The following is a 14455-nucleotide window of genomic DNA, read 5'->3' on the forward strand; positions in this document are numbered from 1 at the left end:
CCTGCGTTATACTCTGACCAGTTGCGGATCTGATATTGCTCTTTCATTGGCTGTTTTGCCATCCTTATTTATATTTAATCTACCCTTCCATCCCTCTTTTATGCAACAACGCCAATGAGATCTGCAATCTGGTCAAACTGGTGGGGAACTATGGGAATAGAAGCACTGGCAAAATCAAAAATATTTGCTTTGGGTTTAAGCGATCGCTCGGTAAGTTGAAGTATCTGAAACTTCTTCGCCTCAGTCATGCACTTAGCAAAGTCCCAATGCAGTTTGGGTGTGTCTGCTTGCGATTGATTTTGATAAAGCTCATCGGCTGCTTCGTACCAGCGATCGCCATAACTCTGGCATTGTTCGGGTTCATCAAGGTTGACAATGAAGTTCTTGGGTAAGTAATGCAGTAATGTAGCTTTGTGAGCAACAAACTCATGCAAATCGACAGGGGCGATCGCTATGTTGGATAGGTCAGTGAAGCTTTTCGGATTAGTGGGGTCAAACTCTCTGATTTTCTCGACAGTACCGCGATTGCAGCTTAGGCGCACGGGTTGATTTCGATTAACTGGAAAAACTTCAAAACTAAATCCTTTGCGGCTCCATTGTTTTGATTCCTTTACTTCTTTGACTTCTTCATATCCTAATCTTGACAAAGCAGAAGCTAGTAATTTAACCGATTGCGAATCGCCGATATTGAGATAGATGCTATGTTTTTGGAATACTTGAGGAGATGGTAGATGGGGCTGTAGTGCATTAATAGTGGTAGCGATCGCTAGGTTATGCTGTGGTTTAGCAAGTAGTTCCGCTAATATCTCAATCCTTGTCCATGCTGTTTCTAAATCGATTTGGGCTGGTTCGTAGGGAAATGTATCAAGGGGTTGATATAGATAGACGCGCCATGACATTGACTGGAGTTGTAAAGCCCATCGGGTTGCTTCTTCGACGGTGGCGGTGACGATCAGTAATGGTTTAGTTTGTTGTTGACATAGGTGGGTGCTAATCAGTCCTTTGCCTAAACGGGATAGTCCTGATAGGGATATACTTTTGGCTGTTTTGAGTTTCTCGCCTATTTTTGTGGTGATGGTTGATCTTGCTATATTCTCTAGGACTGCTGTGAAGGTCATGGGTAGGGACTAAGGGTTCTCTATTCTAGTTAAAATACAATCCCTTCGTAGAGAAGCTCGATCGCAAACTCAAATTCAAGACTTGATAGGGTAATCGTATCGCCAGCAATATAGGGGTAGTACAGCCACATTCTGCCTTCGCCGCGTGCGTAGCGCTCTACTGATATTTTGTCAGAATTGATGAGTATATACTCTTGTAAGCTGGGGATGGTGAGATAGTTGGTAAATTTCTCACCGCGATCTCTAGCACTGGTTCCAGGGGAGAGAACTTCGGCAATTATGGTCGGACTTTGGATGAATTTACGGGCGTTGAGATCTTGAGGATCGCAACTGACAACGACATCGGGATAGTAATAGGGGCTATTGGTTGTAACTTGTACTTTGACATCGGCGACGTTGATGCGACAGCCTCGCGATCGCACTTGGGGATATAGGGTTCTATAGAGATTGAGGGTGATGTCGTTATGGGCGAGTGTGCCGCCTGTCATGGCGAATATTTCACCGTTGATATATTCGTGGCGGAGATCTTGCTGGGGTTCCCATTCAAGATATTCTTTAATGGACATTCTAGATGGTTCTTGAGATATAGCGAGCATATTTTTCTTGGTTGCTTTAGATTTTGGGTTTTAGGGAAATTTTCTTCGATCACCCGATCATTGAAGTTTTTTGTCGATGCGATCGCTGACTTCTACAATAATTTTCATGAGCATTCCTAAAGACATGGGAAATATTTCTGTTTCATAGATATAATTTGTTTGTGAATCAAATTTTGATTCGGATTTTTATTATATGAAATATTACAGACAAATCTCAACCTCTGTTTTTTTAACGCTTTATATAATGTCTCACGCATTAATTGGATATCCTTTCCAGTCTGCAAAAGCAGTACTTCCAAAGAAGATTGATCCCCCTCCAGGTCGTCCTTCTCGGCGTATTTATCCACCTCCAGATCCTCCTTCTTCTATTTATCAACTTCCAGATCCTCTTCGTCCTAGTCCTTCTTGGAATACTAAAAGTTCTGATAGTCTTTCATTGACGGATCTGAAACTTAAGGAACTAGGGACAAGTATTTTCATAGAATTATCCAAGGAGTTATCTCAAACCTATCCACAACCTAATATAACGGCTTTAGATGCTGCTACAGATGCTTTTTTTAAAGAAAACAGACAAAAAGCAATGGATAAATTATTGCAGGAGACTACTAATATAACTGCTCGTTATCGCTGTATGGGGTTTGTTTCCCTGCCGAAGGCAGGAGAACAAATCTCTGTACTTGGGAGCCAGCGGAAGGATTGCTTGTCATTGATTGTCTTCGGCTCGATCTCTATGAGTTCTGGAATAGTTTCTGGAATAGTTTACTTAGTGCAATCTAATAAGTAACTTAACTGCCTTAGTGGTGCAGAAAACTCCAGCCATTTTTAAAACCCTTATCTAGCAAGGCTTCCAAAAAACAAGTAGATCTGAATTTTTTATACAAGTGCGTGATCATAATGGCGAAATCAACGAGTATAGGTGTTTGCAGTATTGTCTTAAGCTAGGTCTCATTGTCTTATTTGAGATGTTAAAAGTTTTCTGCACCACTAAGCTTAACTGCAAAAGCAAGTAGCTTTTGTGGATTATAATTAAATGACCTATTCACAAGCAAACGGAGTATCGAATACAGATCTTTTTTTACCAAATACTCCATTGAAAGCCATTGCCCCTTCAAGGAATGGAGTCTTTGCCATCGGCAAGATTCAATCAAAAGAAAATGATTTTTTTTTGCTCTAATTGATTGATGAATTTCTCATGTTTCGTAATCTGCTCTTTTGACATAAAGCTAACGAATTTTTTCTTTGTTATCTTGAGTATTTCTAACGCCTCTCTTCTCTTGCCTGACTTTAAATATATTTTATATATGCTCATATAAGTTTCATAGTTTTCAGCACCTTTATAAAGTTTAATACTTTGATTAAAGCAGTCTAACGCCATATCATCTTGACCAGAATCAAGAAATTCTAATCCCATGTCATGATATAGGTAACTAGCCTGCTTCTCCGTCATATCGTATCTTTTGGATAGTATCATAATTTTTTTTGCAACATTACTATTAATTTCGAGATTATTGATTATTATTTCCTTTCCCTCACTTAAAAAGTTCGATAAGTCTTGATCAGAGCGTTGACACTTTTCTAGAATTTTTTGGTCAGTGATTAGTGATTCATTTAGCGATATTCCAATCCTTATCCTATCTTTCTCCAGATTTTTTTTGCATTCATCATCAATTTCGCGACATCTTGCATAACTATCATAAATTGATACACTTGCTGCGCTTTCATACTTCTTCAGAGAAGTTTTAACTGTAGGGTCTACAGGAGTTTTCTCTGTAAGGAATTCTAGTAAAACTTTTCTAATAGCTTCTATATCATTACTCTGATAAATGCGATCGCCAAAATGAATATTTTCCCCATCAGTAATATTAATATTATATTTAGCAAGCTGTACTTTAACTTCGCGATCAGCATCCTTAAGCAACCGAGATAAAACCGCCATATCTTCCTTAGTATGACTGCGTTCTAAAATGCGCTCAATAATGTTATTTAATTGCTCTGAGTCCATCATCTTAACCTTGAGATTAGAGAATTAACGCCGCTATCCAAACATCATTTGTTGTAAACGTCACCAATATGCAATCCATGCGCTTCATTAATATTAGTGATGTATTTACCGTTCTGTACAATATTATCAGCAATTTTATTAATCTTCTGACTTGCCTCAGATTTCACCTCATCACAACCCTTTTCAGACAACCCCTTACCACCCCGCAACAACGCGATCGCAAAATCACCTGTATCAAAATCAAAATGCGGCGTTTGGTCGCGATCGTAAACCTGCCTCGTCGTCTCAGGTACAGACTTACCCAGATAACTCATCAAATTGGAAACCTTTACTACGCGATCTCCAGCCTGATTACCCGCCCCCTGCAATGCTTCCAGAAAGTGAAACGTATAGATACTCAGCGATTGATCCTTGAGAATCCATGACTCTTGATGCCCTTCCGAAGAAGTAAAGACAACCCGACCCTTACCGCGTTTGAGATCCTCAATTAAACCCTTAGAAAACACCACACGCTCAAACCCATCAAACTCATCCATTAACTCAGCATCAGCATCCTTAGAAGTCGCCATTCCCGCCGCATGGCAGCTATCAATCACAACCAACAACCTCTCAGCCTCAATCTCGCGTATCGCATTTGTAAATACTTCAGCCGATAAAGCCGATACAGCCAACTTAGTAGGCTTCACATCATGCTGTAGCAAATAGTAGCGATTATCAGCCTTATCAACCCATCCATGCCCCGAATAATAAACGATCGCCGTAGCCTCACGGTCAGATTCCACCTTTTCCTTCAGCCAACTCAAACCCTGTAAAATGCCATCACGACTAGCTTCATCATTATTCAGTACCCGAATCTGCTCTTGAGGATAACCACAAAGATCGAGATCGGTTAGCGCCCCATAAATCGCTTGCGTATCCCTAACTGTCACAGGCAAAGACAACTTTTCATATTGTGACCGACCCACACCAATCAACAAAGCATAGCCATGATTAAACGTTTCAGTCATCATCTTTAGCCTAACAACTAGATTTTATTTTAAACTGAATCAACGTAGAATAGTACGTACATCTATAACTATTCTCCAAAAATAATTATTACAATTTTCCCCACGCTCAAAACCAACTGTTGACCAAAAACTATGAACTCCATTTACTCAGATGAACTAGTCACAGCCACCGAGCTAAATCGTCAACCAGGCAGAATCTTAGACAAAGCCCTAGAACATCCCATCACCATTACCCGCAACGATCAATCTTTTGCCCTACTGCGGCGAGAAGACGTAGCTCTATTTGTAAAAACCGCCCAACATAGCCGCGAAATTGTCGAAATTCTCAATACCGCCTTCCGTTTATTACTAAAACAAAAAATTGGCGCAGAGCATCCCTATGGTTGGCTCGGAGCATTTGACGCAGACGAATTGAATGAATTTATTAACGAAGTGATCTCAGCCTATCGCTCAGTTGCCCTACAAGAAACAAAAAATTTCGACAAAGCATGGAATGAATTAGAAGCAATTATCCATGAATGGTATGAGAGCGCTTTAGCGATCGCCAATCCAGACCTAGAAGCAGCCTTTACTCAAACCAAGCAATCTTGATATGTCAGAAAACATCACCGATGAGATCAACGAAAATATCGAACCACCAGAAGTAAAGCTGACAACTCCTGATTCACCTGAGACTTCTAATACACCCAAGATAGAAACTGTTTGGCTAGTAGTAGCTAAAAATCGTCGCGTAAATCGAGACTGGGAAGCCCTGATCCAGCGAAATCCTGAAAACGCCAGACGTTGCTACAAAGACCTACAGACAGCACCAATAACGAGACAGCCTGGACGGGTATTTCCGTTAAAAGGCAAAAAATATAGAGGCGTATGGGAATATGAAGTGACTGGAGGAGATAGAGTATTTTACGTTCCCGATGAAACTCAATTAAAAGTAGTTGTTTTCTACGCTGGAAAGCACATTCAACCTGCTCCAACACCTTAATGATATCCTGCTTATCAAGACAACTTTTTCGGACTAGGCTTAGCGACTTTACCCACCTGTTTCGACTTCCTTTGAGAAGTTTTCTTCTCTTTACCCGTTGAAGACTTTCTCAAATTCGGCTTAGCCGCCTCATCCAGATCGCCAAACTTCTTCGACCACCACTTCTCCTGAGAAGACCAGAAAAAGACCACATCTGCATGATCCTTGCGTTGACGCGCCTGAATATCCGCACACTTCAACATCACCTTATCTACACCATCCTTAGTATAGGGAAACTTAGCCAAAGGCTTGCCACAGACAGGACAAGCGAAACTAGTAACCTCCGCCGTCACTGCATTCTCACCGTTCGGTTGAGGAATCTCCCACTGATTACGGCGATCGCTCCAGAACATCACCAGATTCTCACAGCCATGCTCGCACTTGAGAAAGTGACCACCACTAACCTTCTTAGAAGGAATCTTACTGAGAGGATGACTACAAGCAGGACAAGCCACATCCGAAAGCTCATTTTTGCGATTACTTGGTTGTAAATCCGCACCGAGATTTGTATAAGCCCGTGCCAACATCGGCTGAAAATAGGACTGATGCCAATCAATCAAATAGCTTTGCCACTCCAACTTACCCACCGAGATTTCATCCAGAGTCGTCTCCATCCCTGCGGTAAAATCGGCTCTGAGTAAATCAGGGAAAGTTTTATGCAAAACATCATCCGTAGACATCCCCAAAGCCGAAGGTTCGAGAACCTTACCCTTAAGTAACACATAGGTTCTATCTTTAAGCGTCTTGACGATCGCTGCAAACGTACTCGGTCTACCCACACCCTGACGCTCTAGCGCCTGTACTAGCTTTGCCTCGCTATACCTAGCGGGAGGTTGAGTTAGTTTCTGCGTAAAACCCGCATTCGCCAAAGCCAAAGTCTGACCACTTGTTAAAGCAGGAATATGTTTATCCTTACTCAAGTCATTCCAATAGCGCGTATAACCCGCAAAGGTGAGAATACTGCCTCTAGTTTGCCAGAGCGTCGAACCTGCCTGAATAATCACCCGACTTTTTTGAATCAAAGCATTCGCACATTGAGAAGCAACCACTCTACGCCAGATTAACTCATAGAGTTGATGCTGTTTCGCACTGAGATGATCTCTAACGGTTTTTGGAGTAATACTCAAATAGGTAGGACGAATCGCTTCATGGGCGGATTGAGCAGTCGCCTGTTCACGATGACGAGTAGTTTTCTTAGGGACATTATCAGGATCGTGTTTCAATAACCATTCCTTCACCTCAGCACAAAACTCAGGAGCAAGACTGGTGCTATCAGTGCGGTGATAAGTAATCAACCCCTTCCGACCTTGAGGCAAATCCACACCCTCAAACAACTCTTGAGCCACCTTCATCGTCTCTTCAGGCGATAGCCCTAGTCTTACAGAAGCAGCTTGCTGGAGCGAACTGGTAATGAAAGGCGGTAATGGTGATTTCTGAGCAGTGACACCCGTAGCTTCGCGAACGACATGGGGATGATTACGGGCAACTTGAATAATTCTGGTAGCTTCCGCTTCCGACAATACCCGTTTTGACTCAACCGTAGATTCCGTATTCACTTCCGCCGCATCATCGGTGACATCATTATCATCAAGCACAGGTTCAATCTCACTGCTACCCGCATAGAAAGCCGTGAAGCCTTCAGCATATTCTGTCCATACCGACCAGTAAGTAATCGGTACAAAGGTATTAATCTCCCGTTCACGCTGACAAACGATATGCAAAGCCACCGACTGCACCCGACCCGCCGAGCTACCGCCACTTGTTCGCCGTACTAAAGGCGACACCTTAAACCCAATCAACCTGTCCAAGCATTGTCTAGCGCGTTGCGCTGAAATCAGATTCAAATCTAACTGATGAGCATTGGCGATCGCAGCTTTAACTGCCGTAGGCGTAATTTGGTTATAGACAGCGCGTTTGGGATTACGAAGATGGAGTTGCTGTTGCAAATGCCAAGCAATCCCCTCACCCTCGCGATCGCCATCGGTAGCAAGCACAACTTCTGAAGCGTTCTTCACCGCCGCCCGAAGTTTAGCGACTACCTGTTGACCTTTACCTTCGGTCAATTGATAGCGACATTCAATTTTATTGGTATCCTTGTGCATCGTAAAGCCCAAGCTATCTTCACCATCTTTGGCTAGTTCTGTAAAGTGACCAAAGGAAGCTTCCACTTGCCATTCGCTGCCAAGGATTGCTTGAATAGTTTTGCACTTGGATGGAGATTCAACGAGTAACAGCTTTTTCATGTTTTTGTACCTGTGTAAACTTTACCACCAAACAGACTTACTTATGATTTTCAATAGGTTTAGATTGTTGTACGTTTAACATCTCCACAGCCCTAGCAATATTTGCCGCATCAAGATCGGTAACGTGGGACTCTAAGATTTTCCCCTGTGACTCCAAAAGGATCGGATTAACAGGACGATCTTTTGCTTTTAAAGTAATTGTATCCGAGGCTTTTTCGAGACTGAACTTGTAGTTTCCCTTACCGTCAGGACGCTCAAAGATAAGATGATTGCCATCATCTCTACCCTTTACCTGTAGTAATTCGCGACAATCCCGCGCCAGTTTCAGATCTCGTTCTGCATCGGTAACTTGACTAGGAGAACTGGGAATAGCAGCAGTTTCAACATCTTCAGATTTACTCTCAGAGTTATCCTTACGCAGATTACTCAAACCATCAAACATTGACAGAGCCAGATTCTGAATCTGGGTTGCATAATTGCTCTGGTGCTGTTCTGGGTTAACAGCATTCACCTGTTGAGAATCGGCAGCACCTGAATTAGTATCGCTATCTTTGCTCTGCACCTGAGATGGTTGCCACTCTTCATCAAATACATCATCTTTATCAATCATCGTCAAATCCATCAAATTACTAGAAGATATTTCTCGTTCAGCGATCGCTAAAATATGGGCGCTATGCAGTTCAACAACTTGGTTAAACACAGCCATGAACTGAGCCAGATCAAGCTCTGGGTTCGCAGTAATCATTGCTTTTACCTAACGCTCTAAATCTGGGCTAGATTGCTCTAGCATGAGCTGAGGTGAATTCATCCGTTGAAATGCTTGCTGGAAGTTGTTTAAATCATTTGGAGTCATAGTATTCAGAGAGATTTGACCTTGCGTAGTCCGCAAAATATCTTCGCCAGTATGGTTATTGACAATGGCAATATCACCATCCTGATTTCTTTGAAAATCGTAATACCCACCCTTGAAAGACTCCTGACCAGTCTCATTAAGGACATTTTCAACGACCACCACACCTCTAGCCCCAGCAGGAGCCAAATCTCCTAGCTTATCTAATGCCGCGAGATAACCTTGATTTTGAGTCAAACTTGCCATATCCACAGTGGTTGTTTTAAAGGCAGTTTTAGTAAAGTCAATCTGTTGCTCAACAGTAGTCCGATCCTCCACAAACACAGCCCGATCGCTTTGCAGTTCAAACTTAGCGATCGCCTTACCATCAAGATTAGAAATCTCATAGAGATCATTCTGAGATTGAATGCGATAATTTTCCGCTTCATACTTGCCATCAACACCCAATTTTGCAACTAGGGCAACCGATACCGCCGCCATTACCTGTTGTCTGAAGTCATCAAACAATAGAAAATTAGAACTTCCCAACTCATCGCGATCGCTGAAGAGTCGCCATCAGTATAGCTACTGAGCGCGGTTAATTGCGGTTATGTGGTGATAATTAATATTACGGGAACTGAACTTTAAAAGCAGGAATTATGTATTAGTGACTACATCTGATCGCGCTTGATACAGGTATAGTTACGTCATTAATAATGCTTATAAACTTTAAAGAGATGTGGAACGGGTGAAGCCATTCTTACTTCTTTCTGACTAAAAGTTTTAATGTGATGTAACGTAATTTAGGGATGGTAGTGGCATGAGTGATAGTGACATCTCAAATCCGTTAATCGGTGTAACTGTTGGGTCAACGGTCAATAATCTTAAAGATGGTTTTGGTGCGTCGGTTTTGGAAAAATCCATCACTAAAATGGTCAATCAGACACAATCCCGTGCAGTGATGACAGGACAAAGTAGTTCTATTTATTCAAACATGATGAACCGAGGGTCGCTCGGCATTTCTGGGTCGTATGGAGTATCGGCTATTAGCCAAATTTCTGGTTCTGTATCTGGTTATGTGGGACAGTCAAACGCGGGTGATGGGAGAACAACTAAAGTTGATTATAGCGTGATTTTACAAGCTGGTGTGGAGTATATCAACTTCAATGATTTGAATGCAGCCATGCTGATATCATCTTTGGATGGTAGAACTCAGGAACTAATTACGGAAGCTTTAGATGCTTATAAAGCTTTACTTCAACCAAACTTAAAGGAATCTGAGAAACTCGTTGCTTTGCAAAACTGGACGAGGGCTCGGGAAAAATTTTTTGAGGCTGCGGGTAATGGTGTTGTTGTGGGAGTCGCCTGGGGAGCCATTGGTTCGGTTTCTATGGAGATGACTAAATCTAGCAGCTCAACAGCTTGGCAGTATGGCGGTAGTGGGAACTTCACCTATGCGGGAATTGGTAGTGCTGTGTCTGTTGCAGCTACTTATGATGGTAGTAATGCATCAGGAAAAGGTGATGTAAATATCAAAGTTTCCAAATATTATTCTGGGAATGCAATTGCTGATGATGTCAACAAATGGTATTCATCCTTTGCCGATAAGTCTTACGCTGAATTGGCTGATGTTAAGGTCATTAGTTCTCCTTCGTTTCCTTCAAGCAAGCTAGATCCACCTAGCATTCCATCTTTTTTTCAGCCAAAACCAGATCAAACCCTCAAGGTCAAAATAGAGGATCTAAAAAATCTTGAAGAACTAGACAAATTGACTAAGGAGGCTCATAGAGCAGATTTAAATAAAAAGAAAGCAGATGAAGGCATTCCAGAAATACCAGAAGAGGATTATAAACAATTGGTAAATAAGAAGGCAGACATCACTGCGTTAAATCAGCTTAAATCTAGAGTTAGATCAAATAGTATATAGTACATTTCTTTGCTTTTTACCTTTTTCTTCTTTTAATCCAATTTTCAATTAGGTTAGTCTTAATAATCATGACAGATACTAATAGCGACAATAAATCTGGTAATAATGACGGTAAATACACGCCACTGGGTGTGTGGATAGCAAACTGGAGCGATTTATTTCCTTGGTTGTCAACAGTTGCATTGAATAGTATTAGTATTGAATCCATATCGGAAGCCGAGGATCTTCTAAAGTTTCGTACCGTTATTCAGGACTTTGATACTTTAAGAAAAATATATTACATTGCCCATGAAGGAAATTTCATGTTTGATGGTAAAAAAATTGATTTTCAGAGTATTGGTGACTCATTCTCGCAGCAAATGAGTGAGCTTACAGAAAGTAAAATATTCTCTATTGAAGAAGTGACTAAGGCAATTGAAAATCTTAGTCCACAGGCAAGCAAAATTTATGACAAGTGGGCAGTTGATTTGGGTGGTTTTTTGCGAAATTGTGAGCTGGGTCTTGGTGTTATTTTAATGCCTAATCGTATGACTCGTTATGGAGAAACAGACCATGACAAAGCTTTAGCTTTAAGTTATGACAATTATGCTAGTGATGTTTATGCTGATAGTTATGGAGTAGTTGGCTTTGAAGATCATGGAATTAGCAGGAAAAAGATAAATTACTCTGCTTTTGCAAAATCAATGAAATGTATACCCCTTATACTTCCTGACACGGGAGAAGTTTGTCTAATTCGTCAGAAAGACCCAATTGCAATACTGACTTATGTTCCAGAAGATGAGAATGTTGAAAATCATATTTCCGGATTGCCTGACTCAGATGCGAATCTTTTTTTTAGTCAAAAATTTATAAAGAGGAGTGGTATCGTAGCACTTATAAGTGGTAAAGGGGTAACACCTGAAAACGCTTCATTCTTAAACGACAATTTTTTTAGTGATTCACCTATTAACTTTAGCGAGGGTTTGTTCACTGAAAACCTTATGATTCAAGCTTTCCCGATTCCCTTTAGTGCGGCAGCTGGAGTTCGGGAATGGAAAGGACGATCCGTAAGTACAAATGTTGGTTCTTTCAAAGACTTACACGAACAACTCGATCATTTTTCTGATTTATTGAAAAACCGAAAGACATATACTTTCAGCAGCGAAAACTGGTCGTCTGACCATAAAGGGGCAGAATATTATTCTCTCCGAAAACTCCGCACACAATACGTCGGAATTGTGCCTGAGGGAGGCAATGTTTTTACTAATACTGATAAATGAAGTGAAGCAAGCTATAGGTGTTGGTCAACACCTATAGCTTGCTTGCTTCCTTGAATCATAAATTCTAGTAAGGTATTACTCCACTGCAAGTTACTACATTTAAACTTTAATTCAACACGGAATCAATCGAGAAAACAGTACCTTGAACCACTCATTCTCGAAGGTACGGCTTCAGGAGAGCGAGTCACTAAAGAAATGATTAGGATGAAATATGTCAACATTCTCAGTATTTTGGACGAACTTGGGTAAAAACTGAGCTGTAGCAAAATCGCCATGGAAAATAGCGATCGCCGCTGAGGAGATCGCTAACGACGTTATTTGGATAATACGTTTATACAACATAGTTTAAGAATCCATTGAGGTTTTATTGGTCTGAGCAGGAACAATTGGTTTAAGTGGAATTAGGCGAGGAATTTGAGCATCGGGAACGACTTCCAAAATGCTGTAGGCAGGAGTGGGCACATTCAGTACTAGCTGGAATTGGTAGAGATTTCTTAGCCCACCTGCTCCTGTGGTAATCACAGTTAAGGAGGTGCGATTTCCTCTTGCTGAGGCAGGCAGATTCATATCCAAGTCAATGGGTTGAGCAAGTTGCCGTAGATTAATTACCGTTGCCCCGCAATTGCTATCGTTCGTACCGTCCTTACAAAGAGGACTGTCATAGTCCATTACCACCTTAGAAGGATTGCCCAACCACACCTTTTTGATAATCTCGCCTGTCTTGATGAAGCTAATATTTAAGGACTGTCTCGGCGATAGGCTAACGACTGAGGTTACACCGCTTACACCCATCGCTTGACTGATACCAATCTGCCGCTTGGCAGGAAAGATGGGATCGGCATGAGCGATCGCGGACAGTGACAAGACTAGAAAAGGGACTATCCCTGAGATGGCATATTTTCGACATGGGGAAAAACTCATAACCATAGAAATTAACAACTGATAGAAGTTAGTTAGAAAGTCATAGTTTGATTGACAAACACTTGCAGTTCTTTCCCTGCGGGGATAAAAAAGACATTAGGACGGGTTTTGATTTCCTCGATCGCCTCTTGACTGCGACGATTCAAAGTTTCCGCGAGAATGCCAAAGCCACCACTAATCGCCGCACCAAGATAGTTGGGCGGCGGCGCAGTACTGATCGTGGCACTACCGCCAATGGACGAGATGCTGCTGGTAGTTGTAGGAGTATTGGTGAGTTTGCCAACTTCAGCTAATGCCGAAGTAATAAAGGTTGCTGCATCCATGCCGCTAATTTCTGACCCGCGATCAAAGTACTTGTCTGCGATTAAAGGCGAACCCTCAGCACCACGCAAGGTAATCGCATTAGGTGGAGGAATCAACTCGCGACCCGCGATCGCAATACCCACCACATCCAATTCAGCAAGTCCAGACTTGGCATCAAGAGGACGAGCCGTGACGATTAAAACCGCATCCGCAGGAATTACAGGCTTACCATCCGCTGTCGTGATTGGTTCTTGAAGGGTGACGATAAATTTAGGAATAAGCCCAGGGGCGCTACCCATAGTCCGACTGCCATCGGTGGAGAACACGACCGAGGTTTTCAAAGCGGCTTTAGCAGTTGTGCCAACCAGCAAAGTATTTGTCGATGCGGTCTTTGGTAAAGATTTTTCTGCTTGCGCGAGATAGTTGGTGAGCGAATTTACAGAAGGCTTCTCAATCGTAGGAATTGAAGAATTGTTTGCGGCAATGGGACTAGCCGCGATCGCTCGAGGGATTTCCGTAGGTGCAGCCAGATTGCCATAACTACCGATGCTTGCCAAGCGCTGCCATTCTTCGGCGGGATCTTTAGCTTCAGGTTGACTAGCGGAAAAGTTGCGTGGGGGAAGCATCACAGGTGTGGGCTGTGACATTACCTGTTGCATTGGTATGGCTTGAACTGACGGAACCGATAGGTTTCTTACAGGTGGGGCGGGTAGAACATCGGCAGTCTTTTCAGCATTGGTTTCGGATTTGTCTTTGGAGTCAACTTTAGAATCTGACTTTGGTAGATTCGTTGGACTTAGTGTTTTCAACTTGCCACCCGAAAGCTGACTGCCTAAAGCTAAATCTGTCTTAAACTTGGCAATTTCCGCATCCTTCGGATCGACCATTGGGTTCAGGAAAAGCTGCGGGTCATCACTGGTAACTGTTAATTGCTTCGCATTAGATGGCGACATAATGCTATTCATGAATAGCCCCACCAGCAAAAATCCTAGGAAACCGACCCCACCAACTAAAGCAATCTTAGAAAAAGGACTACCAACAATACCCCGTATCGTCCGATGTTGCTCTGGATCTGGATCTTCACTAAAATCATCCATTGCCAAGCCCGCATCATTTACGACATCGGGTTGAAACCCAGTTAACTGAGCAAAGTCAATTTCATCGGTTACGCTTACTGATTGTAGTTCTTGAACTTCGGTAATCATCACAACTCCTTCAAGTATCAACAA

15 protein-coding genes are annotated in these 14455 nt (G+C 42.2%); 5 read left to right on the plus strand and 10 right to left on the minus strand.

Features of this window, described 5'->3' with window-relative positions:
• Positions 1-98: 98 nt before the first annotated feature.
• The gene (locus H6F42_RS20055) at positions 99-1118 is read right to left on the minus strand and encodes a hypothetical protein (RefSeq protein ID WP_242018541.1); all 1020 of its coding nucleotides are present in this window, start codon (positions 1116-1118) and stop codon (positions 99-101) included.
• A 29-nt stretch (positions 1119-1147) separates the two neighbouring features.
• A complete protein-coding gene (locus tag H6F42_RS20060; protein WP_190401161.1) occupies positions 1148-1714 on the minus strand; it encodes a Uma2 family endonuclease in 567 nt (188 codons plus the stop codon).
• Between the two features lie 193 nt (positions 1715-1907).
• On the opposite strand from H6F42_RS20060, the gene H6F42_RS20065 reads away from it, so the two are divergent.
• Positions 1908-2498, plus strand: coding sequence for a hypothetical protein (locus H6F42_RS20065; protein WP_190401162.1), 591 nt, complete (start codon positions 1908-1910; stop codon positions 2496-2498).
• 360 nt (positions 2499-2858) lie between these two features.
• On the opposite strand, the gene H6F42_RS20070 is transcribed toward H6F42_RS20065, so the two are convergent.
• Positions 2859-3719, minus strand: coding sequence for a hypothetical protein (locus H6F42_RS20070; RefSeq protein WP_190401163.1), 861 nt, complete (start codon positions 3717-3719; stop codon positions 2859-2861).
• Positions 3720-3760: 41 nt separating this feature from the next.
• The gene (locus tag H6F42_RS20075; RefSeq protein WP_190401164.1) at positions 3761-4723 is read right to left on the minus strand and encodes a caspase family protein; all 963 of its coding nucleotides are present in this window, start codon (positions 4721-4723) and stop codon (positions 3761-3763) included.
• Positions 4724-4855: 132 nt separating this feature from the next.
• On the opposite strand from H6F42_RS20075, the gene H6F42_RS20080 reads away from it, so the two are divergent.
• A complete protein-coding gene (locus tag H6F42_RS20080; RefSeq protein ID WP_190401165.1) occupies positions 4856-5314 on the plus strand; it encodes a hypothetical protein in 459 nt (152 codons plus the stop codon).
• A 1-nt stretch (position 5315) separates the two neighbouring features.
• Positions 5316-5705: a hypothetical protein gene (locus H6F42_RS20085; protein ID WP_190401166.1), complete on the plus strand. Its 390-nt coding sequence runs from the start codon at positions 5316-5318 to the stop codon at positions 5703-5705.
• Positions 5706-5719: 14 nt separating this feature from the next.
• Here the strand turns inward: H6F42_RS20085 and topA are convergent, their stop codons facing one another.
• Genes topA through H6F42_RS20100 form a run of 3 tightly spaced genes read right to left on the minus strand, consistent with a single transcriptional unit; the run spans position 5720 to position 9344 of the window.
• A complete protein-coding gene (topA, locus tag H6F42_RS20090; RefSeq protein WP_190401167.1) occupies positions 5720-7987 on the minus strand; it encodes a type I DNA topoisomerase in 2268 nt (755 codons plus the stop codon).
• A 37-nt stretch (positions 7988-8024) separates the two neighbouring features.
• Positions 8025-8732 carry a hypothetical protein gene (locus H6F42_RS20095; protein WP_190401168.1) on the minus strand — a complete coding sequence of 236 codons (708 nt, stop codon included), beginning with the start codon at positions 8730-8732 and terminating at the stop codon, positions 8025-8027.
• 9 nt (positions 8733-8741) lie between these two features.
• A complete protein-coding gene (locus H6F42_RS20100; RefSeq protein WP_190401169.1) occupies positions 8742-9344 on the minus strand; it encodes a hypothetical protein in 603 nt (200 codons plus the stop codon).
• Between the two features lie 292 nt (positions 9345-9636).
• On the opposite strand from H6F42_RS20100, the gene H6F42_RS20105 reads away from it, so the two are divergent.
• The gene (locus H6F42_RS20105; protein WP_190401170.1) at positions 9637-10743 is read left to right on the plus strand and encodes a hypothetical protein; all 1107 of its coding nucleotides are present in this window, start codon (positions 9637-9639) and stop codon (positions 10741-10743) included.
• A 68-nt stretch (positions 10744-10811) separates the two neighbouring features.
• Entirely contained in the window at positions 10812-12002 is a 1191-nt protein-coding gene (locus tag H6F42_RS20110) for a hypothetical protein (protein ID WP_190401171.1), read from the plus strand.
• 171 nt (positions 12003-12173) lie between these two features.
• On the opposite strand, the gene H6F42_RS20115 is transcribed toward H6F42_RS20110, so the two are convergent.
• Genes H6F42_RS20115 through H6F42_RS20125 form a run of 3 tightly spaced genes read right to left on the minus strand, consistent with a single transcriptional unit; the run spans position 12174 to position 14431 of the window.
• The gene (locus H6F42_RS20115; RefSeq protein WP_190401172.1) at positions 12174-12344 is read right to left on the minus strand and encodes a hypothetical protein; all 171 of its coding nucleotides are present in this window, start codon (positions 12342-12344) and stop codon (positions 12174-12176) included.
• A 3-nt stretch (positions 12345-12347) separates the two neighbouring features.
• Positions 12348-12923: a hypothetical protein gene (locus H6F42_RS20120; protein ID WP_190401173.1), complete on the minus strand. Its 576-nt coding sequence runs from the start codon at positions 12921-12923 to the stop codon at positions 12348-12350.
• 32 nt (positions 12924-12955) lie between these two features.
• Positions 12956-14431 (minus strand): TrbI/VirB10 family protein, encoded by a 1476-nt coding sequence (locus H6F42_RS20125; RefSeq protein WP_190401174.1) that lies wholly within the window; start codon positions 14429-14431, stop codon positions 12956-12958.
• Between the last annotated feature and the right edge of the window lie 24 nt (positions 14432-14455).

It is taken from the genome of Pseudanabaena sp. FACHB-1998, from assembly GCF_014696355.1.
In the GTDB taxonomy this organism is placed as follows: domain Bacteria; phylum Cyanobacteriota; class Cyanobacteriia; order Pseudanabaenales; family Pseudanabaenaceae; genus Pseudanabaena.

What these genes read in the sequence shown, in the direction of transcription:
- H6F42_RS20125 (WP_190401174.1), bottom strand. Translation starts at nt 14,431, where the DNA reads ATGATTACCGAAGTTCAAGAACTACAATCAGTAAGCGTAACCGATGAA.
- H6F42_RS20110 (WP_190401171.1), top strand. Translation starts at nt 10,812, where the DNA reads ATGACAGATACTAATAGCGACAATAAATCTGGTAATAATGACGGTAAA.
- H6F42_RS20065 (WP_190401162.1), top strand. Translation starts at nt 1,908, where the DNA reads ATGAAATATTACAGACAAATCTCAACCTCTGTTTTTTTAACGCTTTAT.
- H6F42_RS20070 (WP_190401163.1), bottom strand. Translation starts at nt 3,719, where the DNA reads ATGATGGACTCAGAGCAATTAAATAACATTATTGAGCGCATTTTAGAA.
- H6F42_RS20105 (WP_190401170.1), top strand. Translation starts at nt 9,637, where the DNA reads ATGAGTGATAGTGACATCTCAAATCCGTTAATCGGTGTAACTGTTGGG.
- H6F42_RS20075 (WP_190401164.1), bottom strand. Translation starts at nt 4,723, where the DNA reads ATGACTGAAACGTTTAATCATGGCTATGCTTTGTTGATTGGTGTGGGT.
- H6F42_RS20120 (WP_190401173.1), bottom strand. Translation starts at nt 12,923, where the DNA reads ATGAGTTTTTCCCCATGTCGAAAATATGCCATCTCAGGGATAGTCCCT.
- H6F42_RS20055 (WP_242018541.1), bottom strand. Translation starts at nt 1,118, where the DNA reads ATGACCTTCACAGCAGTCCTAGAGAATATAGCAAGATCAACCATCACC.
- H6F42_RS20095 (WP_190401168.1), bottom strand. Translation starts at nt 8,732, where the DNA reads ATGATTACTGCGAACCCAGAGCTTGATCTGGCTCAGTTCATGGCTGTG.
- H6F42_RS20085 (WP_190401166.1), top strand. Translation starts at nt 5,316, where the DNA reads ATGTCAGAAAACATCACCGATGAGATCAACGAAAATATCGAACCACCA.
- topA (WP_190401167.1), bottom strand. Translation starts at nt 7,987, where the DNA reads ATGAAAAAGCTGTTACTCGTTGAATCTCCATCCAAGTGCAAAACTATT.
- H6F42_RS20060 (WP_190401161.1), bottom strand. Translation starts at nt 1,714, where the DNA reads ATGCTCGCTATATCTCAAGAACCATCTAGAATGTCCATTAAAGAATAT.
- H6F42_RS20080 (WP_190401165.1), top strand. Translation starts at nt 4,856, where the DNA reads ATGAACTCCATTTACTCAGATGAACTAGTCACAGCCACCGAGCTAAAT.
- H6F42_RS20115 (WP_190401172.1), bottom strand. Translation starts at nt 12,344, where the DNA reads ATGTTGTATAAACGTATTATCCAAATAACGTCGTTAGCGATCTCCTCA.